General features: G+C 70.0%; 19 protein-coding genes. 18 read left to right on the top strand and 1 reads right to left on the bottom strand.

Annotated elements, in window-relative coordinates; all coding sequences use genetic code 11:
• From AC4D12_RS08405 to dnaE, 16 genes are all read left to right on the top strand, one after another.
• Positions 1–1,518, top strand: a complete 1,518-nt coding sequence (locus AC4D12_RS08405; RefSeq protein WP_490949436.1) for a UDP-N-acetylmuramoyl-tripeptide--D-alanyl-D-alanine ligase — start codon at positions 1–3, stop codon at positions 1,516–1,518.
• The gene (gene mraY, locus AC4D12_RS08400) at positions 1,515–2,615 is read left to right on the top strand and encodes a phospho-N-acetylmuramoyl-pentapeptide-transferase (RefSeq protein WP_490949435.1); all 1,101 of its coding nucleotides are present in this window, start codon (positions 1,515–1,517) and stop codon (positions 2,613–2,615) included. The genes AC4D12_RS08405 and mraY overlap by 4 nt, the downstream gene beginning before the upstream one ends.
• Positions 2,612–4,216, top strand: a complete 1,605-nt coding sequence (murD, locus tag AC4D12_RS08395; protein WP_490949434.1) for a UDP-N-acetylmuramoyl-L-alanine--D-glutamate ligase — start codon at positions 2,612–2,614, stop codon at positions 4,214–4,216. The genes mraY and murD overlap by 4 nt, the downstream gene beginning before the upstream one ends.
• The gene (gene ftsW / locus AC4D12_RS08390; RefSeq protein ID WP_490949433.1) at positions 4,217–5,683 is read left to right on the top strand and encodes a putative lipid II flippase FtsW; all 1,467 of its coding nucleotides are present in this window, start codon (positions 4,217–4,219) and stop codon (positions 5,681–5,683) included. It abuts the gene before it with no gap.
• A complete protein-coding gene (gene murG / locus AC4D12_RS08385) occupies positions 5,680–6,801 on the top strand; it encodes an undecaprenyldiphospho-muramoylpentapeptide beta-N-acetylglucosaminyltransferase (RefSeq protein WP_490949432.1) in 1,122 nt (373 codons plus the stop codon). The genes ftsW and murG overlap by 4 nt, the downstream gene beginning before the upstream one ends.
• Positions 6,798–8,330, top strand: coding sequence for a UDP-N-acetylmuramate--L-alanine ligase (gene murC / locus AC4D12_RS08380; protein ID WP_490949431.1), 1,533 nt, complete (start codon positions 6,798–6,800; stop codon positions 8,328–8,330). Before murG ends, murC begins: the two co-directional genes overlap by 4 nt.
• A complete protein-coding gene (locus AC4D12_RS08375; protein ID WP_490949430.1) occupies positions 8,327–9,160 on the top strand; it encodes a cell division protein FtsQ/DivIB in 834 nt (277 codons plus the stop codon). Before murC ends, AC4D12_RS08375 begins: the two co-directional genes overlap by 4 nt.
• Before the next feature lie 212 nt (positions 9,161–9,372).
• Complete coding sequence (gene ftsZ / locus AC4D12_RS08370) at positions 9,373–10,584, top strand: cell division protein FtsZ (protein ID WP_490949429.1); 1,212 nt, start codon at positions 9,373–9,375, stop codon at positions 10,582–10,584.
• A gap of 3 nt (positions 10,585–10,587) precedes the next feature.
• Positions 10,588–11,436 carry a purine nucleoside phosphorylase YfiH/LACC1 family protein gene (locus AC4D12_RS08365; protein WP_490949428.1) on the top strand — a complete coding sequence of 283 codons (849 nt, stop codon included), beginning with the start codon at positions 10,588–10,590 and terminating at the stop codon, positions 11,434–11,436.
• Positions 11,433–12,224, top strand: a complete 792-nt coding sequence (locus AC4D12_RS08360) for a YggS family pyridoxal phosphate-dependent enzyme (RefSeq protein ID WP_490949521.1) — start codon at positions 11,433–11,435, stop codon at positions 12,222–12,224. Before AC4D12_RS08365 ends, AC4D12_RS08360 begins: the two co-directional genes overlap by 4 nt.
• Before the next feature lie 86 nt (positions 12,225–12,310).
• Positions 12,311–12,832, top strand: a complete 522-nt coding sequence (locus AC4D12_RS08355; RefSeq protein ID WP_490949427.1) for a cell division protein SepF — start codon at positions 12,311–12,313, stop codon at positions 12,830–12,832.
• A 61-nt stretch (positions 12,833–12,893) separates the two neighbouring features.
• Positions 12,894–13,184, top strand: coding sequence for a YggT family protein (locus tag AC4D12_RS08350; RefSeq protein WP_490949426.1), 291 nt, complete (start codon positions 12,894–12,896; stop codon positions 13,182–13,184).
• A gap of 146 nt (positions 13,185–13,330) precedes the next feature.
• Positions 13,331–14,002: a DivIVA domain-containing protein gene (locus tag AC4D12_RS08345; RefSeq protein ID WP_490949425.1), complete on the top strand. Its 672-nt coding sequence runs from the start codon at positions 13,331–13,333 to the stop codon at positions 14,000–14,002.
• Between the two features lie 129 nt (positions 14,003–14,131).
• On the top strand, positions 14,132–14,860 hold the full coding sequence (gene lspA, locus AC4D12_RS08340) for a signal peptidase II (RefSeq protein ID WP_490949424.1): 729 nt from the start codon (positions 14,132–14,134) through the stop codon (positions 14,858–14,860).
• Positions 14,850–15,785 (top strand): RluA family pseudouridine synthase, encoded by a 936-nt coding sequence (locus AC4D12_RS08335; RefSeq protein ID WP_490949423.1) that lies wholly within the window; start codon positions 14,850–14,852, stop codon positions 15,783–15,785. The genes lspA and AC4D12_RS08335 overlap by 11 nt, the downstream gene beginning before the upstream one ends.
• A gap of 70 nt (positions 15,786–15,855) precedes the next feature.
• Positions 15,856–19,407 (top strand): DNA polymerase III subunit alpha, encoded by a 3,552-nt coding sequence (dnaE, locus tag AC4D12_RS08330; protein WP_490949422.1) that lies wholly within the window; start codon positions 15,856–15,858, stop codon positions 19,405–19,407.
• Between the two features lie 93 nt (positions 19,408–19,500).
• Here the strand turns inward: dnaE and AC4D12_RS08325 are convergent, their stop codons facing one another.
• Positions 19,501–20,031 (bottom strand): flavin reductase family protein, encoded by a 531-nt coding sequence (locus tag AC4D12_RS08325; RefSeq protein WP_490949421.1) that lies wholly within the window; start codon positions 20,029–20,031, stop codon positions 19,501–19,503.
• Between the two features lie 93 nt (positions 20,032–20,124).
• Here AC4D12_RS08325 and AC4D12_RS08320 point away from each other — a divergent pair, with 93 nt between their 5' ends.
• Both AC4D12_RS08320 and hisD read left to right on the top strand, forming a co-directional pair.
• Complete coding sequence (locus tag AC4D12_RS08320) at positions 20,125–20,649, top strand: hypothetical protein (RefSeq protein ID WP_490949420.1); 525 nt, start codon at positions 20,125–20,127, stop codon at positions 20,647–20,649.
• 143 nt (positions 20,650–20,792) lie between these two features.
• On the top strand, positions 20,793–22,190 hold the full coding sequence (hisD, locus tag AC4D12_RS08315) for a histidinol dehydrogenase (protein WP_490949419.1): 1,398 nt from the start codon (positions 20,793–20,795) through the stop codon (positions 22,188–22,190).
• Positions 22,191–22,297: the final 107 nt, after the last annotated feature.

Below are 22,297 nucleotides of genomic sequence, written 5' to 3'. Positions count from 1 at the left end.
ATGATTGAATTCACCGCGCTCGAGATCGCGTCACTCACGGGTGGCGTGCTGGTGGGCCTCCCGTCCTCCGCCATCACCCCATCGGTCACCGTCTCGTCCGTCACCACGGACTCCCGCGAGTGCGTCGAGGGGTCCCTCTTCGTCGCCAAGCCGGGCGAACACTCCGACGGCCACCTGTTCGTCGGGGCCGCCTTCGAGCACGGCGCCGTCCTCGCCCTCGCCGAGCACGAAGTCGCTGCGGCGGACGGCACACCGTACCCGACCGTCGTCGTGACCGACGCCGTGCTCGCCATGGGCACGCTCGCTGCCGAGGTGGTGCGACGGCTCCGTGCACGCGGGGAGATCACGGTCATCGGGATCACCGGTTCCGCCGGGAAGACCACCACCAAGGACCTCCTCGCCGGCCTCCTGGCTGAGCAGGGCCCCACGGTGGCTCCACGCGGGTCCTACAACGGTGAGGTCGGCGTGCCGCTCACCGTGTTCGCGGCCGGTTGGGACACGCGCTACCTCGTGATCGAGATGGGCGCCACCAAGCCCGGCCACATCAGGTACCTCGCCTCGCTCGTGCAGCCCGATCTCGGTGTGGTGCTCGGCGTGGGGTCCGCCCACTCGGGCGAGTTCGGCGGCGTCGAGAACATCGCCCTCGCCAAGGGTGAACTGTTCGAGGCGCTGGGTCCGGACGGTACCGCGGTGATCAACGCCGACGACGAGCGCGTCCTCGCGATGCAGTCACGTACGTCCGCGCGGCGTGCCTTCTTCACCTCCTCCGACGACTTCGCCGCGGACGGGCACGTGGTCCGGGCCCGGAACAGCACCACCACGCCGGAGGGCAACCCCTCCTTCACCCTCGTGTTCCCCGACGGCAGCGAGCACGACGTCGTGTCCCCGCTCCTCGGTCTGCACCACACCGTGAACCTCCTCGCCGCCGCGTCCGTCGCCTTCGAGGTCGGATGCGCTCCCGAGGCCATAGCCGCCGGCCTGCGCGAACTGGCTGCCGCGAGCCGATGGCGGATGGAGCGCACCGACCGCGCCGACGGCATCACGGTCATCAACGACGCCTACAACGCCAACCCCGAATCGATGCGCGCGGCGCTGCGGACCCTCGCCGAGCTGGGGCGCGACCGCCGCCGGACGTGGGCGGTGCTCGGCGAGATGCTCGAGCTGGGCGACCGCTCGATCGAGGAGCACGACCTCCTCGGGCGCGTGGTCGTGCGGCTCAACATCTCGAAGCTGATCTGCGTCGGACCGAACACCCGTGCGCTGTTCAACGGCGCCGTGCTCGAGGGGTCCTGGGGGAGCGAAGCGGTCCACGTGGCCGACGTCGCGGAGGCCGAGGAGCTGCTCGCGGCCCAGCTCGAGCCCGGTGACCTCGTGCTGTTCAAGTCCTCCAACGGTGCCGGTCTGCGCTTCCTCGGTGACCGGATCGCCGCGGGTACCGCCGTCACCGCTCCCACGGACGAGGACCCGGCTCCGGGAACCACGGGGACGGACCTGTCGTGGGAGGCCCGGCAGCAGTGATCGCCATCCTCATCGGGTCCGCGTCGGCTCTCGTCTTCGCCTTCGTGGGCACACCCCTCTTCATCCGGTTGCTCGTCCGCAAGAGCTACGGGCAGTTCATCCGCGACGACGGCCCCACGGCCCACCACACCAAGCGCGGCACGCCCACGATGGGCGGCGCGGTGATCGTCGGGTCGGTGCTCGCGGCCTACTTCATGACGCACCTCGTGCTCTCGGCGGCGGGCTCGCCGGTCGCCGGACCCTCCGCCTCGGGTCTGCTGCTCCTGTTCCTCGCCGCAGGGATGGGGCTCGTCGGGTTCGCCGACGACTACATCAAGATCTCCAAGCAGCGCAGTCTCGGCCTCAGCGCGCCGGCCAAGATCATCGGCCAGACCGCCGTGGGGATCATCTTCGGCGTGCTCGCCCTGCGCTTCCCGAACGAGGAGGGGCGCACCCCCGCCTCCACGGCCATCTCCTTCATCCGGGACACACCGATCGATCTCGCCTTCGGCGGAACGGTCCTGGGCGCCATCCTCTTCGTCATCTGGTCCAACCTGATCATCACGGGTGCCAGCAACGGGGTGAATCTCGCCGACGGGCTCGACGGTCTCGCGGCGGGTGCCTCCGTCCTCGTGTTCGGCGCCTACATGCTGATCGGGATCTGGCAGAGCAACCAGAGCTGCGGCACGCCCGGTGCGGGAAGCGTCTGCTACGAGGTGCGCGACCCCCTGGACCTGGCGCTGATCGCCGGAGCCATGTGCGGGGCGCTCGTCGGGTTCCTCTGGTGGAACACGTCGCCGGCCAAGATCTTCATGGGTGACACAGGATCCCTGGCCATCGGCGGTGCCATCGCCGGGTTCGCCATCCTCTCCCGCACCGAGCTGCTCCTCGTGATCCTCGCCGGGCTGTTCGTCCTCATCACGCTGTCGGTGATCATCCAGGTGGGCTACTTCAAGCTGTCCGGCGGTAAGCGCGTCTTCAAGATGGCGCCCCTGCAGCACCACTTCGAGCTCAAGGGCTGGGCGGAGGTCACGGTGGTGGTCCGCTTCTGGATCCTCGCAGGTCTCTTCGTCGCTGCGGCCCTCGGGATCTTCTACGCGGAATGGGTCGTCGGATGAGCGGGGAGCAGGACACGCAGCAGGACACGCAGCCGAACCCGCAGCAGAACCCCGTGTGGGAGACCCCCCGGCTCGCGGGCCTCACCAGCTGGGACGCCGACTGGGCGGGACTGCGCGTCGTCGTCGCCGGGATCGGGGCCTCCGGGTTCTCCGCGGCCGACACCCTGATCGAGCTCGGCGCCGTCGTCGTGGTGGTGGACGCCGGAGCCACGGAGGAGAACGAGGCGAAGGCCGACACCCTGCGGATCGTCGGAGCACGGGAAGTGTTCCTGGGCGCCGAGCACGCGGAAACTCTGCCCCTCGTCGACGGAGCTGTCCCCGAGCTGGTCGTGACGTCACCCGGCTGGCGGCCCACACAGCCTCTGCTCGCCGACGCGGCGCGGCGCGGTGTCCCCATCTGGGGGGACGTCGAGCTCGCCTGGCGTGTCCGGATCCGCGAGGGCCGGCCGACGGCCGAGTGGCTCACCATCACGGGCACCAACGGCAAGACGACGACGGTGGGTCTCACCGAGGCGATGCTCCGCGCGGGCGGCAAGCGCGCGGTCGCCGCCGGCAATGTCGGGACGCCGATCCTCGACGTCATCAGGGACCCCGAGGGGTACGACGTCCTCGCGGTGGAACTCTCGAGTTTCCAGTTGCACTGGACCTACTCCGTGTCGCCGCTCGCGAGCGTCTGCCTGAACATCGCCGAGGACCACGTGGACTGGCACGGCAGCTACGAGGCCTACAGGGATGCGAAGGCCTCGGTATACGAGCGCACGCAGGTCGCCTGTATCTACAACGTGGAGCAGCGCGAGACCGAGGCCATGGTCGAGGAGGCCGACGTCGTCGAGGGCTGCCGGGCGGTCGGCTTCACCACAGGTGTCCCCGCGGTCAGCATGATGGGCGTCGTGGAAGACCTGCTCGTGGACCGCGCCTTCGTCGCGCAGCGGAAGGATTCCGCCGCGGAGCTGGCACCCATCGGTGCCCTGGGTGAGGTGGTTCCGCGTCACCTGGTCGCGAACGCCCTGGCCGCCGCTGCGCTGGTCCGGGCGGCGGGTGTGTCCCCGGCCGCGGTCCGTGACGGCATCCGCGCCTACCGACCGGGTGAGCACCGCATCCAGGTGGTCGCGAACGAGGACGGCGTGCTCTGGATCAACGATTCGAAGGCGACCAATCCGCACGCCGCGTCCGCCTCGCTCGCGTCCTTCCAGTCCGTCGTCTGGATCGCCGGAGGGTTGTCCAAGGGAGTCTCCTACGACGACCTCGTGGCCCGGCACGTCGGCCGGTTGCGCGGCGTCGTGCTCCTCGGGCAGGACGCCGCGCCGCTGCTCGGTGCCCTCGGCCGACACGCTCCGGATGTTCCGGTCTCACTCCACCCCACCGTTCACACTGGACAGGGGCACGACGGCGCCGGGTCACCCGATCCGGACACCGCCGACGCCCTGATGCAGTGGGCCGTGACCGAAGCAGCGCGCATCGCCGAGGACGGCGACACCGTGCTGATGGCGCCGGCCGCCGCGTCGATGGACCAGTTCTCCTCCTACGCGCACCGGGGTGCGGCCTTCATGGCCGCCGTCCGCGCCCGGGGCGAACGGGAGTCAACCGCGAAGGAGTCGTAGATGGTGACCACGCCGACCCGTCCCGGGGGCCGCAAGCCCTCCGTCCGGCCCGCCCGGACCACGGACACGGGCAGGCAGGCCGCCCCGAGCGATCCGCCGTCGCCGTCGGCCCGGGCGTCATCCGGCAGGTCCACGGCGTCGGAGAAGACCGGCACCGCCACGAACGGCTCCGGTACGCCGTCCGCCGCGAAGGCCCACACGGTCAAGGCGGCCGGATCGGCGCCGGAGGCCGAGGGCTCCGAATCCCGGGGTCTGCGGGCGCGTGCGGCACGCGCATGGGTCTTCCTCGAAGGTTCCGACCGGCCCGCCACCGGATCCAGCTACTACCTGATCCTCGGGACGGCCCTGGCCCTCACCGCGATCGGCCTCATGATGGTGCTGTCGGCGTCCTCCGTGGAGGCCATCTCGGCCGGCGAGAAGACCTTCGACCTCTTCCTCAAGCAGTCCGTCTGGGCCTGCGCGGGCCTCGTCCTGATGTTCGTCCTCTCACGGCTCGGTCCGCGCGCCTACAAGGCGCTGGCCTGGCCGAGCCTGCTGATCGCCATCGTGCTGCTCGTCCTCGTGCTCGCCATCGGTGAGGAGATCAACGGCAACAAGAACTGGATCCAGATCGGCAGCCAGACGTTCCAGCCGTCGGAGCCCACGAAGCTGGCCCTCGCCCTGTGGTTCGCGGCCGTGCTGGAGCGGAAGAAGGCGCTGATCCGCGACTGGAAGCACGCGTTGATCCCGGCTCTCCCGCTCGGGGGCCTGCCGATCGGGCTCGTCCTCATCGGTGGCGACCTCGGGACGGCACTGATCCTCATGATGATCGCGGGCGCCGCCCTGTTCTTCGCGGGAGCACCGCTGAAGATGTTCACCCTGGCAGGTATCGCGGCGGTGATCGGCTCGGTCCTGATGGTGGTCACCAGCGGCAACCGGAACGGGCGCATCAATGCGTGGCTCGGTCTGAACTGCGACGACGGCGCGGACCTGTGCCTGCAGTCGCAGAACGGGATCTTCGCGATGGCCTCGGGTGGCTGGTTCGGCGTGGGGATCGGGCAGAGCCGGCAGAAGTGGAACTGGATCCCGGAGGCCCACAACGACTTCATCTTCGCCATCATCGGCGAGGAGTTCGGCTTCCTCGGCACCCTCGTGGTGATCCTCCTGTTCGGTGTCCTGGCGGTCGCCACCATCCGCGTGGCCCTGCGGTACTCGGACCCGTTCGTCCGCATCCTGATGGGTTCCATCCTCGTATGGCTCATCGGTCAGGCCTTCGTCAACGTGGGCATGGTGACGGGCCTGCTGCCCGTCATCGGCGTCCCGCTCCCCTTCATCTCCTACGGCGGGTCCGCGCTGACCTTCACCCTCGGTGCGGTCGGCGTGCTGCTGTCCTTCGCGCGGAAGACACCGCACGCAGCCGTCCCGACGCCCGGGGCGGTCACCGCACTCACCTCCGCAACCTCCGGAAGAAGCACCGCACGTCCATGACACCCCCTGCACCTGGCGCCCGTATCCTCTCCGTCGTCCTCGCCGGCGGTGGCACGGCGGGTCACATCAGCCCGCTCCTCGCCATCGCAGGCGCCATCGTCGAGCAGCGGCCCGGTACCCGCATCACCGCCGTCGGCACGGAGGCGGGCATGGAGACGCGACTCGTCCCCGCGGCCGGTTTCGACCTCCGCACCATCGATCGGGTACCCATGCCGCGCCGTCCCTCCATCGACCTGGTCAAGCTGCCGGTCCGCCTCGTCCGTGCCGTGCGGCAGGCGCGGACCATCGTCGCGGACGCACACGCCGACGTCGTCGTGGGGGTCGGTGGGTACGTCTCCACACCCGTCTACCTCGCGGCGTGGTCGCGCCGCGTGCCGGTGGTCATCCACGAGGCCAACGCGCGGCCCGGAATGGCCAATCGGCTGGGCGCTCGGATCGCCGCGCGGGTGGCCGTCGCCTTCGAGGGGACGAACCTCCCGGGCGCGGTGCTCGTGGGCATGCCCATGCGACGCAGCATCGCCACGCTGGACCCCGACGCCGCGCGCAGCGGCGCCCGGGCCTCCCTCGGGCTCGATCCCGACGTTCCCACGCTCGTCGTGACCGGAGGATCATCCGGAGCCGCGAGCCTCAACCGCTCGGTGGCCGCCGCCGTCCCGGCGCTCACCGCGGCGGGCGTGCAGATCCTGCACATCACCGGTCGGGGCAAGCAGGTGCGCGCGGCGGACGGCGCTCCTCTCGCCCATGCCGGATACCACCAGGTGGAGTTCGTGGACGGCATGGAGCGCGTCTACGCGGCTGCCGACCTCCTGGTGGCCCGCGCAGGTGCGGCGACCGTCAGCGAGGTGGGAGCTGTCGGTGTCCCCTCGGTGCTGGTACCGCTGCCGCACGGCAACGGTGAGCAGAGCCTGAACGCCGCCGGTCTGGTGGCGGCGGGTGGAGCGATCCTCGTCGAGGACGCGGCGTTCACCCCCTCGTGGATCACCGACACCGTGCTGCCCCTCGTGACCGACCCGGCGCGCCTCGCGTCCATGGCCGCTGCCTCCCGCGCCGAGGGAGTGCGCGACGCCGACCGCACGATGGCCCGACTTGTGCTCGCAGCCGCAGAGGAGACGTCATGACAGACGCAGCAGACAGAGCAGACGCAGCAGACGCGGCAGACAGGACACAGACGACGCAGGTGGCGCCGATCAGCGGCCTCCAGGAACCCGTGCACTTCATCGGGGTCGGTGGCGCGGGCATGTCCGCCGTCGCCCGGGTGCTCCTCGGTCAAGGTCTGCGCGTGTCCGGATCGGATGCGGCTCCCTCGAAGGGGCTGGACGCACTGAAGGCCCTGGGTGCCGCCGTCCACGTGGGTCATTCGGCAGAGGCGGTAGGTGGCTCCGGGACCGTGGTCGTCTCGTCGGCCATCAGGGACACCAATCCGGAGCTGGCGGAGGCGCGCCTCCTGGGCATGCCCGTGCTGCACCGCTCGGAGGCCCTCGCTGCGGCGATGCGCGGTCAGCTGGGGATCGCCGTCGCGGGGACGCACGGCAAGACCACCACCACCGCCATGATCACCGTGCTGCTGCAGCAGGCGGGTCTCGACCCGTCGTTCGCGATCGGCGGGGACGTCGCGGCCCTCGGTGTCAACGCGCAATGGACCGGGGGCGACGTGTTCGTCGCCGAGGCCGATGAGTCGGACGGTTCCTTCCTCAACTACAGCCCGCGCATCGGCGTCGTGACCAATGCCGAGGCGGACCACCTGGACCACTACGGCACCGCGGACGCCGTCCACGCAGCGTTCCGCAGGTTCGCCGAGGGCCTTCCCGACGACGGACTGCTCGTCGCCTGCGCGGACGATCCCGGGTCGGCCGCGCTCGCTGCGTCCGTCCGCGAGCCGCGCCGTGTCCGCACCTACGGCTACGCGGACACCGCCGACGTGCGGATCGGCGAGACGCGCTCGCTCGGGAGCACCACCAACAGCGTGCTCTCCTTCGTGGTGGACGGCCTCGACGCCGAGCAGGAGCTGCAGCTCGGTGTGCCGGGGCGCTACAACATCCTCAACGCCGCGGCCGCCTTCACGGTGGCCCTCGAGCTCGGCGTGGACCCCGCCGTCGCGGCCGCGGGACTCGCGCTCTTCTCCGGAGCGGCGCGCCGCTTCGAGGCGCGGGGCGAGGGCGACGGCGTCCGGGTGTTCGACGACTACGCCCACCACCCGACGGAGGTGCGGGCGGCTCTCACGGCGGCGCGGACGGTGGCGGGGGAGCACGCCGTGCACGTCCTGTTCCAGCCCCACCTCTTCTCACGCACGGAGGAGTTCGCCGCAGGTTTCGCCGATGCCCTCACCGTCGCGGACACCGCGACCGTCCTGCCGGTGTATGCCGCGCGGGAGGATCCGCGCGAGGACGTCGGTGGTTGGACCATCACGGACCTCATGCAGGGCGGAGACGGCGAGTACGTGGCGGACACCGATGAGGCGTTGCTGCGGGTCACGCGCGCAGCGCGTCCGGGGGACGTCGTCCTCACGGTCGGTGCCGGCGACATCACGGCACTCGGGCTGCCCCTCGTGCACCTCCTGCGGGAGCGCGCGGGCGGGGCGCCGGATGACGCTGTGTCGGACAATATGTCGGATCGCCCGTCGGACGGCGCGGCGGGAGCGGCGGTATGAAGGCCCCGAAGAAGCCGAGGACCGTCAGGGCCTCCCGAGCGGCCGGAGGGAGCGGGGACGTCTCGCTCCTGGAGCGTCCGGAGGTACCGGGTACCGCCGCTGAGGCACGCGCGACCGTCCTCGACTTCCCTGCCCCCCGACGATCGCACCTGGTACGGAACATCATCCTGTGGGTCACGGCGATCCTGCTCGTCCTGGCAGGTGTGACCGCCTACGCCATCTTCTCCCCGGCGCTGGCTCTCAGGACCGTCACGGTCCAGGGCAACACGCTGGTCACGGCCGCGGAGGTGGAGATTGCGCTGGAGCCGCTGGAGGGTACTCCGCTCACGCAGATCTCCGCCGACCAGGTCCGCGCGCTACTGGCGGACAAGGCGCCCGTCGAGGACGTGCGCATCGCCGCCGAACCGCCGTCCACCCTCGTGGTCACGGTGACCGAGCGCGTTCCCGTCGCCGTCCTGCAGGACGGCAGGGAGTTCCTCCTGATCGACGCCGAGGGGCGTCGCCTCGCCGGGGTGGCGCGTCGCGAGGACGCCCGGCTGCCACTCATCGCCGGGGGCACCGAGGCGGTCAACACGGCCGTGTTCTCCTCCATCACGTCGGTGCTGGCGGAGTTGCCCGTGGACATCCTGTCCAGGCTCAACAGCGCGTCCGCCTCGAGCATCGACTCCATCCAGCTCAGCCTCGCGGGGGACCAGAAGATCTTCTGGGGGAGCTCGGAGCGCAACGCGCAGAAGGCGAGGGTCCTCGACGCGATGCTGGCCATGCCCGCGTCCGATCCGCCCGTGCGGGAGTTCGACGTCAGTACCCCGGATCGCCCGGTCACCCGCTGACGAGCGCGACATGCGGGGAGCGACACGCCCGGAGGACCCGACACGGGAGGCCCGGTCATTGCAACCCGCGACGCATGCCCCTAGCGTCATGCATAGGAGTTACTTGACATAACGTTAACTCTCAACCAGAACGTTAACGTTCCTTCAGGTGAAGGTTCACGCCGATCTCGGCGGCCCCCGTACAGCACAGATTCGAACAAGGGACACAGGACGTGGCAGCACCTCAGAATTACTTGGCCGTCATCAAGGTCGTCGGCATCGGCGGTGGTGGCGTCAACGCCGTCAACCGGATGATCGAGGTCGGACTCCGTGGCGTGGAGTTCATTGCCATCAACACGGATGCGCAGGCGCTGCTCATGAGCGACGCCGACGTGAAGCTCGACGTCGGTCGCGAGCTCACCCGCGGCCTCGGCGCGGGTGCGGACCCCGAGGTGGGCCGACGTGCGGCCGAGGACCACTCGGAGGAGATCGAGGAGGTGCTGCGAGGCGCTGACATGGTCTTCGTCACCGCGGGTGAGGGTGGCGGAACCGGTACCGGTGGCGCTCCCGTCGTCGCCCGCATCGCCCGGTCCCTCGGTGCGCTGACCATCGGCGTCGTCACCCGCCCGTTCACCTTCGAGGGCCGTCGCCGCTCGAACCAGGCCGAGAGCGGCATCGACACCCTCCGCGAGGAGGTCGACACGCTCATCGTCATCCCGAACGACCGCCTGCTCTCCATCAGCGACCGCAACGTGTCGATGCTCGACGCCTTCCGCTCCGCCGACCAGGTGCTCCTCTCGGGTGTCCAGGGCATCACCGACCTGATCACCACCCCCGGCCTGATCAACCTCGACTTCGCCGACGTCAAGTCGGTCATGCAGGGTGCCGGCTCCGCGCTCATGGGCATCGGTTCGGCCCGTGGTGAGGACCGCGCCGTCAAGGCGGCGGAACTCGCCATCGCGTCGCCACTGCTCGAGGCGTCGATCGACGGCGCCCACGGCGTGCTGCTGTCCATCCAGGGCGGGTCCGACCTCGGTCTGTTCGAGATCAACGAGGCCGCGCGCCTCGTCCAGGAGGTCGCCCACCCCGAGGCGAACATCATCTTCGGTGCGGTCATCGACGACGCCCTCGGCGACGAGGCACGCGTCACCGTCATCGCCGCCGGCTTCGACCAGGTGGATGCCACGTCGCAGCCCGTGGCAGCGGCACCGGCGCAGCGTCCCGTCTCCGCACCGAGCGTCGGCGCGGGAAGCGCGCCCGACCAGCAGCGGGCCGGCGGCGCCGCAGCCAGCGCCGGGCTCGGCGCGTGGTCGCAGCAGCGCACGCAGTACACGCAGTCGGTTCCCGCCGATTCCGGATTCGACGTCGACCTCCCGGCGATCGTCGAGCCCGACCTGTCGACGGGTCGCTCCGACGACCTCGACGTGCCCGACTTCCTGAAGTAGTCGGTGCCCGCACAGGGCGGGACCTCGCGGACCTCCCCGTTCCACTGGAACGAGGAGGTCCGTCCTGGTCTGAGAGTCGCCTTCACCACCTCGGCCGCGGGTAATCTCGCCCTGCACGTGGGCCATGACGCGGACGCCGTCAGGACGAACCGCCGGAACCTCGCGGAGTCCATGCAGCTCCCCGTCGGAGCGCTCCGCTTCATGAGCCAGACGCACTCGGACCGGGTGGAGCTCGTCGGGGCGGACAACGCACCTCCCTCGGAGAGCGGCCCCGATGCGGACGGCATGATCTCCCCGGACGGCACCGTGCCACTCGCCGTCCTCGTGGCCGACTGCGTGCCCATCGTGATCGCGGACACGGCGGGCTCGGCGGACATGCCAAATATGGCGGACATGGCCGACGCGAGGGCCGCCTCGGACGCAGGGGAGGACGACGTGTCCGACGAGGGGTCGCACGACGGCGGGACGGGAGCCACGGCAGTCGTCCACGCCGGCCGTGCCGGAGTGGCGAACGGCATCGTCCAACGCGCTGTCGAACTCCTCCGTCAGGGAGGTGCGACGCGACTCACCGCGTGGATCGGGCCGTCGGTCTGCGGGCGCTGCTACGAGGTGCCCGAGGACATGATGCTCGAGGTGTCCGCACTCGTCCCCGAGGCGGCCTGCCGAACCCGGAACGGCGCGCCCGCCCTCGACCTGCCTGCGGCGGTCGAGGCCCAGCTCCGGGCGGCGGGGGTGACCGTCAGGCGGGTCGGCACCGCGGCGTCGTCGTGCACCGTCGAGAACCAGGACCTCTACTCCCACCGACGGGAGCCGGGCGCGGGACGGATCGCAGGACTGGTGTGGCGGACATGAGCGGCGCCGCCCCCGGTCCGGCCGACGTCGTCGGGGACGGTCCGCGTGCCCGCGAGCTCGAGCAGCGGCTCGCCGCGGTGCGGTCGAGGATCTCCTCCGCCGCCACGGCGGCAGGTCGGCCGGAGCCGGGTCTCGTCGTCGTCACGAAGTACTTCCCGGCGTCCGACGTGAGGATCCTCGCGCGGCTCGGTGTCCGGGACGTGGGGGAGAACCGCGACCAGGAGGCGTCTGCGAAGGCGGAGGAGCTGCGCGAGCTCTCGCTCCGCTGGCACTTCATCGGTCAGATGCAGACCAACAAGGCGAAATCCGTGGTGCGGTACGCCCACAGCGTCCACTCGGTGGACCGCGGGCACCTGGTCACGGCCCTGGGGCGGGCCATGTCCGCAGAACAAGGCAGACGGTCGGATGCGGGGCTCGACGCCCGCCCCGAGCTCGAGTGCTACCTGCAGTTCGCCCTCGACGCGGACCTCTCCTCCGACAGCGAAGGCTCCGATTCCTCCACGCGCGGCGGTGCACGCCCCAAGGAGGCCGAAGCGCTGGCGCACGCGGTCGTCGCCGCTGAAGGGCTTCGCCTGGCCGGCGTGATGGCCGTGGCTCCGCGCGGGGCCGACCCTGCGGGCGCCTTCGAGCGCCTGCTCTCGATCGCCGCCGTCGTCCGTGGTGTCGAGCCCGCGGCGACGGCCGTCTCGGCGGGCATGAGCGGCGACCTGGAGGAGGCCATCGAGGCCGGTGCGACACACCTGAGAATCGGTTCTGATGTTCTCGGTCCGCGTCCGGCTCTGGGGTAGCGTTCGAGCTGTAACGGCGGCATGACGGGCGGTCCGCCACGGGCGCTTCGAGCCCACCGACACACTCTCAGATGACAGGAGTCACCATGGCTGGCGCACTGCGCAAGACGATGATCTACCTTGGGCTCGCCGACGGTGACGAGCACTACGAGCCCGAACCGAAAAGTGCGCGCAGCAGGAACGAGGACTACTCAGTGGATTACGACCGCGACGAACGCCACCTGGAGCCCGCACCGGCACCCACGAGGCCCGCGCCCGCCGAGGAGTACCGTGCCCCGGTGACCCCCATCAAGCGTGCGCAGTCCGTCCGCGAGGACTCGGCAGCCCTGCGCCAGATCACCACGATCCACCCGCGCTCCTACAACGACGCCAAGCTGATCGGCGAGAGCTTCCGCGACGGCATCCCGGTGATCATGAACGTCACGGACATGGGCGAGTCCGACGCCAAGCGCCTCGTCGACTTCTCGGCCGGCCTCGTCTTCGGTCTGCACGGCAGCATCGAGCGGGTGACCAATAAGGTGTTCCTGCTGTCGCCGTCGTATATTGAAGTTCTCGGCGAGGACCTGAAGGCAAGCGAAGGACAGACCAGCTTCTTCAACCAGAGCTGAGTTCGGCGGCCATCAGGGTCGCGTCCGACCCCCCGAGGCCCGAAGGACTGGAACTGCTCCCGTGAACGCGGTATTCGCCCTGATCTACCTTGTACTGATGCTGTTCCAGCTCAGCCTGATCCTGCGCATCGTCTACGACGCCGTGCAGGGTTTCGCCCGCGACTGGCGGCCGCAGAAGTCCGCCCTCGTCCTGGCAACGGGTGTCTATTCCGTGACGGATCCCCCCATCAAGACCCTGCGTCGTCTCATCCCACCGCTCCGCATCGGCGGCATCCAGCTCGACCTCGCGTTCCTCGTGCTCTTCATCGTGGTGCTGATCCTGATGGCGGTCGCCGAGGGGCTCGCCCGCTAGGCCCGAGTCCGTTTCGTGATGCACTTCCCGACCAGATACGCTGAGCCACAGTTCGACGTGGGTCACGCGATTCATGTTCCCAATTCGGTACCGCCGCCCGTCCCGTTCACCGAGCGGGCCGGCTTCTATCAGTATGAGGTGACCACATGGCTCTGACGCCAGAAGACGTTGTCAACAAGAGGTTCCAGCCCACCAAGTTCCGCGAGGGCTACGACCAGGACGAGGTGGACGACTTCCTCGACGAGATCGTCGTCGAACTCCGCCGCCTGAACCAGGAGAACGAGGAGCTGCGCCGCAAGGTCGCCGGGGGATCCTCGGACTCCTCGCCGGCTCCCTCCACCTCGCAGACCACCGCTGTCCCCGCGCCGGTCGCCGCCAGCAGCCACACCGAGGACGTCCCGTCCGAGGACCGCGCCCCCGAGGCGGAGACCGCTGTGGAGGAGCCGACGCCGGCTCCCGCACCCGTTGCCCCGGCTGCGCCCGCCGCTCCGTCCACCACCTCGGCGGAGTCCGCCGCGGGTGTCCTCGCGATGGCCCAGCGCCTGCACGACGAGTACGTCAACGCAGGTGTGGAGCAGCGCGACAAGATCATCGCCGAGGCGCAGATCGAAGCCAGCGGACTCGTCACCGAGGCGCAGGAGAAGTCGCGCAAGACCCTCGGCGACCTCGAGCAGCAGAAGTCGGTCCTCGAGCGGAAGGTGGAGCAGCTCCGCGGCTTCGAGCGCGACTACCGCAGCCGCCTCAAGGCCTACATCGAGGGTCAGCTCCGCGACCTCGATTCCCGCGGGTCCCTGGCGTCCGACACGTCGGGCTCCTAGCACTCCTCGACCCGATTCCGGGTCCCACGACGTAGGGCCGGTTGCCGGGTGCAGGATCCCGGGGCCGGCCCTTCGTCGTCCTCCACCGCAGGACGCCCCGCAGTATTCCGCCGAGACACTGGACGAACCGTGAACGAGCAGCCGACCGAGCCCGACCGCGAGACAGCAGCCCGACGTGACGGCGAGGAGACGCCCCCGCCCGCGGGGGCCCGGCCGGTCACGGCGGCGCGCGAGCGGCGGCCGCGGCGGTACGGCGCCGTGATGCTCGGCTGCATGCTCGTGGCCTACGTGGTCGACCAGCTCACGAAGTGGTGGGTCGTGGCGACGATGACCGAGGGGCAGGTGACACCGGTCCTGCCGCCGCTGCTCACTTGGCGGTTCATCCGCAACCCGGGCGCGGCGTTCTCGATCGGTACGGACTACACGTGGGTGTTCACGATCATCATGGTCGTCGTGGCGACGGCGATCGTGCTGCAGCTCCGGAAGGTCGCCTCGTGGGGCTGGGCCGTCGCCCTCGGGCTCGTGCTCGGGGGAGCGCTCGGCAACCTGACGGACCGCCTCTTCCGTCAGCCGTCCTTCGGGCAGGGCCATGTGGTCGACTTCATCGCCCTGCCCAACTTCGCGATCTTCAACATCGCCGACTCCGCCGTCGTCAGCGGTGTGGTGCTCATCTGCATCCTCACGCTCCGCGGCATCGGGATGGACGGTACGCGGGTCTCCGACGAGGAGGCCGCGCCGGTGGCCCCCGCGGGCGGGCACGACGTCGGAGCGCCGGTCGAGGACGCGGAGCTCGATCGCGGGGTCGACCCCGAGCCCGAGTCCGGGCCGAAACCCGAGCGGAGCCCCGATGGGCGCTGACGTACAGCAGGTCGTCGTCGGGCAGGAGGACGACGGCAAGCGGGTGGACGCGGCGCTGTCCCGGGCGCTGCAGGTATCGCGTTCCGCCGTCGCGCAGTGGTGCGCGGACGGTCGGATCACGCGCGGGGGCGAACGGCTCGCGAAGTCGGACCGCGTGCGCGACGGCGAGGTGATCGCCGTCGACCTGCCCGATCCCGAGGACGCGCACCGTGTGATCCCCGAGGCGGTCGACGGCATGGGCATCCTGTTCGACGACGACGACATCGTGGTGGTCGACAAACCCGTGGGCGTCGCCGCACATCCGTCGCCAGGATGGGTGGGGCCGACCGTCGTGGGCGCCCTCGCCGCCGCGGGCTACCGCATCTCCACTTCGGGTGCCCCCGAGCGCGTGGGGATCGTGCACCGGCTCGATGTCGGGACCTCCGGCGCCATGGTGGTCGCCAAGACCGAGGACGCCTACACGGTGCTCAAGCGCGCGTTCAAGGAGCGCACCGTGACCAAGGTCTACCACGCCGTCGTCCAGGGACTGCCCGAGCCGCTGAAGGGCACCATCGATGCCCCGATAGGGCGGCACCCGCACCACGAGTGGCGGTTCGCCGTCATGGAGGGCGGGCGTGATTCGGTGACGCACTACGAGGTGCTCGAGGCCTTCGGGCGCGCGAGCCTCGTGGAGGTGCACCTCGAGACGGGGCGCACGCACCAGATCCGCGTGCACTTCTCGGCGCTGCGCCACCCCTGCGCGGGCGACCTCACGTACGGGGCGGACCCGCGGCTGGCCGCCGAACTCGGTCTCACACGGCAGTGGCTGCACGCCCACCGCCTGGGTTTCGCACACCCCCGGACGGGCGAGCCCCTCGAGGTGTCGAGTCCCTATCCCGTGGACCTCGCGTACGCGCTGATGGCTCTTTCGGACGGCCTGGTATGACACGCCGGGGTGACCTTGCACGATGCTCCCAAGCACGCAGGACGGGGTAGGGGAGCACTAGGATCGTCGGGTGCCTCTCCCCGCTTCGGACTCCTTCGTCCATCTCCACAACCACACCGAGTACTCGATGCTGGACGGCGCCGCACGGCTGACCGACCTCTTCAGCCACACCGAGGAACTCGGCATGACGGCCCTCGCGACCACCGACCACGGCTTCGTGTTCGGCGCCTTCGACTTCTGGAGCAAGGCCACGAGCGCCGGCATCAAGCCGATCATCGGCGTCGAGGCGTACCTGACCCCGGGTACCGCGCGGAACGACCGCACGCGCGTCCAGTGGGGCGGTGGCGGGCGCGACGACGTCTCCGGCGCAGGCGCGTACACCCACATGACCCTGTGGTCCGAGACCACCGCCGGCATGCACAACCTCTTCCGGATGTCCTCCCTCGCGTCCCTCGAGGGCTACCTCTACAAGCCCCGCATGGACCGGGACCTCCTGCAGACCTACGGCAAGGGCCTGATCGCCACCACGGGCTGCCCGTCCGGGGAGGTTCAGACGAAGCTCCGGCTCGGCCTGTACGACGAGGCGCGGCAGGCGGCGTCGGACTTCCGTGACATCTTCGGCGCGGACAACTACTTCTGCGAGCTCATGGATCACGGCCTCGACATCGAGCGCAACGTCAAGGCAGACCTCATCAGGCTGGCCAAGGACCTCGGACTGCCGCTCGTCGCCACCAACGACCTCCACTACACGCACGCCGAGGACTCCAAGGCCCACGCGGCGCTGCTCTGCGTGCAGTCGGGCTCCACCCTCGCGGACCCCAAGCGGTTCAAGTTCGACGCCGACGAGTTCTACCTCAAGTCGCCCGCCGAGATGCGGGCCATCTTCCGCGACTACCCCGAGGCCTGCGACAACACGCTGCTCATCGCCGAGCGGTGCGAGGTCGAGTTCAACACCAAGGCCAACTACATGCCCCGGTTCCCGGTCCCCGAGGGCGAGAACGAGCAGTCCTGGTTCGTCAAGGAGGTCGAGACGGGCCTCCACTACCGCTACCCGGCGGGCGTGCCCGACGACGTCCGGAAGCAGGCGGAGTTCGAGGTCGGCGTCATCACGCAGATGGGCTTCCCCGGCTACTTCCTCGTCGTCGCGGACTTCATCAACTGGGCCAAGAACAACGGCATCCGTGTCGGTCCCGGCCGTGGTTCCGGTGCCGGGTCGATGGTGGCCTACGCCATGCGCATCACCGACCTCGACCCGCTCAAGCACGGCCTCATCTTCGAGCGGTTCCTCAACCCCGAGCGCGTCTCCATGCCCGACTTCGACGTCGACTTCGATGATCGGCGCCGCTCCGAGGTGATCCGGTACGTGACGGAGAAGTACGGCGACGAGCGCGTGGCCATGATCGTCACCTACGGCACCATCAAGGCCAAGCAGGCCCTCAAGGACTCGTCCCGCGTCATGGGATACCCGTTCTCTACGGGGGAGCGCCTCACGAAGGCCATGCCGCCGGACGTCATGGGCAAGGGCCTCGCGCTGGCGGACGTGCACAACAGGGACGCCAAGCGGTACTCCGAGGCGGAGGAGCTCCGCGAGCTCCTGAAGACCGACGCCGACTCCGAGAAGGTGTTCGAGACCGCCCTGGGCCTCGAGGGCCTGAAGCGCCAGTGGGGCGTCCACGCCGCGGGCGTCATCATGTCCTCGGACCCGCTGATCGACATCATCCCGATCATGCGCCGTGAGCAGGACGGCCAGATCATCACGCAGTTCGACTACCCCACCTGCGAGGGGCTCGGACTCATCAAGATGGACTTCCTGGGACTCAGGAACCTCACCATCATCACGGACGCGGTCGAGAACATCACGGCCAACCGGGGGATCGACCTCGTCCTCGAGGATCTCGAACTCGACGACAAGGAGTCCTACGAACTCCTGGCGCGCGGGGACACCCTGGGCGTGTTCCAGCTCGACGGCGGGCCCATGCGCTCCCTGCTGAAGCTCATGCGCCCCGACAACTTCGAGGACATCTCCGCCGTCCTGGCGCTTTACCGACCCGGCCCCATGGGCGTGAATTCGCACACGAACTACGCCCTGAGGAAGAACGGCCTGCAGGACATCGAGCCGATCCACCCCGAGCTCGAGGGGCCGCTCGAGGAGATCCTGGGAGGCACCTACGGCCTCATCGTGTACCAGGAGCAGGTGATGAGCGCCGCGCAGAAGCTGGCGAACTTCACGCTCGGCCAGGCCGACATGCTCCGACGCGCGATGGGCAAGAAGAAGAAGTCGGAGCTGGACAAGCAGCAGGCGGACTTCTTCGCCGGCATGAAGGCCAACGGGTACTCGCAGGCCGCGATGGACAAGCTGTGGACGGTCCTCGAGTCCTTCTCGGACTACGCGTTCAACAAGGCCCACACCGCCGCCTACGGCCTGGTGTCCTACTGGACGGCCTACCTGAAGGCCCACTTCCCGGCCGAGTACATGGCGGCCCTCCTGACGAGCGTCGGCGACGACAAGGACAAGCTCGCCATCTACCTCAACGAGTGCCGCCGCATGGGCATCACGGTGCTGCCGCCCGACGTCAACGAGTCGAGCGTGAACTTCACCCCGGTCGGAACGGACATCCGGTTCGGGATGGGAGCAATCCGGAACGTCGGCGCCAACGTGGTCGGCGCCATGGTCGGCGCGCGGGAGGAGAAGGGCGCCTTCACGTCCTTCGGCGACTTCCTGCAGAAGGTGCCCGCCGTCGTCTGCAACAAGCGCACCATCGAGTCGCTAATCAAGGCGGGGGCCTTCGATTCGCTGCGGCACCCGCGCCGGGCGCTGGCGATGATCCACGAGGAAGCCGTCGACTCCGTGATCGTCCTCAAGCGCAACGAGGCGGCCAACCAGTTCGACCTGTTCAGCGCGTTCGACGGCGGTGACGGCGTGGAGGGGCTCGGCGGTGCCGGTGGGCTGTCCGTCGAGGTGCCCGATCTCCCCGAGTGGGACAAGAAGGACAAGCTGTCCTTCGAGCGCGACATGCTCGGGCTCTACGTCTCCGACCATCCGCTCCAGGGGCTCGAGGGCATCCTCGGCCAGCACGCCGATGCGTCGATCCCGTCCATCATCGGCGAGGAGGGACCGGCCGACGGCGCGATCGTCACGATCGCGGGCATGATCACCTCCCTGCAGCGGAAGATCGCGAAGAACAGCGGCAACGCCTACGCGCGGGCCGAGGTCGAGGACCTCGCGGGCTCCATGGAGGTCATGTTCTTCGGGCAGGTGTACGGGCCCATCTCGGCCGTCCTCGCGGAGGACCTGATCGTGGTGGTGCGCGGCCGCCTGCAGCGGCGCGACGACGGCGCGGTCATGCTCAACGCGCAGGAGCTGACCGTACCGGACCTCAGCGAGGGGCACTCGGGGCCCGTGGTGATCTCGATGCTGCAGCACAAGGCGACCGAGACGGCCGTGACGGCGCTCGGGGACGTCCTGCGGACCCACCCGGGCACCAGCGAAGTGCTGATCCGGCTCAACGGCTCACGCAAGGTCGAGATCATGAAACTGGGTGTCGACCTCCGGGTGAATCCGACACCCGGCCTGTTCGGTGACCTCAAGGTGCTGTTCGGGCCTGCCTGCCTCGACGCCTGATCCTCCCGCGCGCGGAGGGGACGGCGCCCGACCGACCGGGAGGTCCGGTGGGCGCCGTGCGATCCGCCGTGCGAACCGGAGGCGCGAGCAGCGTCAGATGACGTAGTCGGTGGCGGCGGGCGTCCCGTAGCTGCCGCCGTGGTAGAGCAGCGGGGCGCCGTCGGGCCCGACGGCGCCCGCCACCACCTCGGCGACGACGACGGCGTTGTTCTCGAAGGACAGCCGCATGCTGATGCGCCCCACGAGCCAGCCGGCCACGTCCCGGAGGATGGGGACCCCCTCGGGCCCGGGCTCCCAGTGATCACCCGTGAAGCGGTCCTTCGTCCGCGCGAACCGGTTGGCCAGCCCCTCGTTCTCCGTGCTCAGCATGTGCACGCCCACGAAGTTGGTGTTCGCCACGGCGGGCCAGGACGAGGACGTGCGCGCCATGTTGAAGGAGAACCGCGGAGGCTCGGCGGACAGCGAGGCGACCGAGGTGGCGGTGAACCCGAAGGGTTTTCCCTCGTAGGTCGCCGTGATGATCGCGACGCCCGCCGCATGCCGGCGGAACACCTCCCTGAAGGAGTCGCCGTGTGCGGGGACGCGGGGCTGGGTATCCGTGGAGGCGGTACTCGGGTTGTTCACTGTGACCCTTCCGGGGCGGGGGGGGCGATCGTCTGTACTCAGTCCCACCCTAGGCGCCCTCCGAGGATGGCCAGGTTTGTTAATGTAGAAGTCATGCGCGCACGCCAGGAGCCGGACACCGGCTCGACCTATCCGCCGCCCGTCTACGCGGTGGCGGAGGATCGCCGGTCGGTGCCGCCCGCCGGGATCTACTGGTGGCTCGGATCCACGATCCTCCTGGGGGTCGTCATCGGTGTGCTCTGGTGGTTGTTCGCCCCGACCGGGCGGCTCTTCGGTGATCCAGCCCTCGCCGAACAGTGGGTACTCCGCGACCTGACGCTGGCGGGCCTGGAGGCGGCCGCCGGAATCGCCGTCGGAACGGTGGTCGCGGTGCGGCTGCGGCTGCCCGGTGTCGTGGCTCGCGTCCTCGCGGCGATCGGCGGGTCGATGATCGGCTCCGCGCTGGCCCTGGCCGTGGGGGAGGGGCTCGCCTGGATGTTCGGGCCCCACGGGCAGGAGGACGCCGCTGGTACCGCGTTCGTCCTGCACTCCTACGGCGCGCTCCTCATCTGGCCCGCGTTCGCCGCGGTGATCATCTTCGTCACCGCCCTGATCGGGCTCGCGCGCCGTCGTACCTGAGAACTGTCGTACCTGAGAACCGTCGCACTGAGAACTGCCGCCGGACCTGGGACGCGCGCCGCCGGGCGCCGTCGCGCGTAGCAGTGCTCCGCGTCGCCCTCGCCGTGACGACGCCCCACCGGGGCTGCCGATAGACTGCCGTGGTGACCACAGCTCCCCTCCCGACCAGCCTCGACTTCCGTACGATCGACCTCCGGGGCCGGGTGCTGACCCCGGGTGAACTCCGGAGCGTCATGCCGAGGGCGGAGGCCAGCGCACATTCCTCCGAGGCGGCCGTGCAGGCCATCATCGACGACGTCCGGGACCGTGGACTGGCGTCGCTCACGGACCTCGCGCAGCGGTTCGACGGCGTGGAGCAGGAGCACCCCCGCGTCGAGGCGCACGTGATCCAGGCTGCGCTGGACGGGCTGGACCCCGACGTCCGTGCCGCGCTCGAGGAAGCCATCCGGCGCGCCCGCCTCTTCGCCGAGGCCCAGCGACCCGCCGATGCGCAGATCGAGGTCGCGCCGGGAGCACACCTCGCCCACACCTGGGTGCCCGTGGATCGCGTGGGCCTCTACGTTCCCGGCGGACTGGCGAGCTATCCGTCCTCCGTGGTGATGAACGTGGTGCCCGCGCAGGCCGCCGGCGTCCGCTCCATCGCCCTGGCCTCGCCGCCGCAGAAGGACTTCGGCGGCTCACCCCACCCGGTGATCCTGGCCGCAGCGGCCATGCTCGGCATCGACGAGATCTACGCGATGGGCGGCGCCCAGGCCGTCGCTGCGCTGGCCTACGGAGTACCTGACACGGCGACCGGCGCGGGCCCGGACACCGGTGGTGCTGCCGGCTCCGGACGCGGGATCGACCCGGTGAACGTGATCACCGGGCCCGGGAACGTGTTCGTCGCCACCGCGAAGCGGCTCGTCCTCGGCCGCGTCGGCATCGACTCGGAGGCGGGGACCACGGAGATCGCCGTGCTCGCCGACGGGACGGCGGACGCCGAGCTCGTGGCGGCGGACCTCGTCAGCCAGGCCGAGCACGACCCCCAGGCGGCATCCGTGCTCATCACCGACTCCGTCGACCTCGCCGACGCCGTGCTGGAGTCCCTGCGGACGCGCGCGGACCGGACACGTCACGCGGACCGCGTGAGGACCGCCCTCTCCGGCCCGCAGTCGGGGGTCATCCTCGTCGACGACGTCGAGCACGGCATCGCGGTGTGCGACGCCTACGCCGCGGAGCACCTCGAGATCCACACGGCCGACGCCGCCGGGGTCGCGGCGAGGATCCGGAACGCGGGGGCCATTTTCGTGGGCCCGCACAGCCCGGTGAGCCTCGGCGACTACTGTGCCGGTTCCAACCACGTGCTGCCGACGGCGGGCACGGCGGCGTTCGCCTCCGGCCTGAACGTCACCACGTTCCTCCGGGCGATGCAGGTCATCACCTACGACCGCGAGGCGCTCCGCGAGGTGGCGCCGTCCATCCTCGCCCTCTCGGCAGCCGAGAACCTCCCCGCCCACGGTGAGGCCGTCACGGCACGTTTCCCCGAGGACCAGGCGCGCTGATTCCGCGGGACCACCGCGGAATCACACGGTTGTCGTTCATCGGCGCGTGTCTCTAGACTTGCGGTGGCACCACGGCGATGTCACGCCACCGATCATGGAACGCGAGG

The sequence above is a fragment of the Arthrobacter sp. TJ-266 genome (genome assembly GCF_058269115.1).
This window is presented reverse-complemented; position numbering and strand designations above follow the sequence as displayed.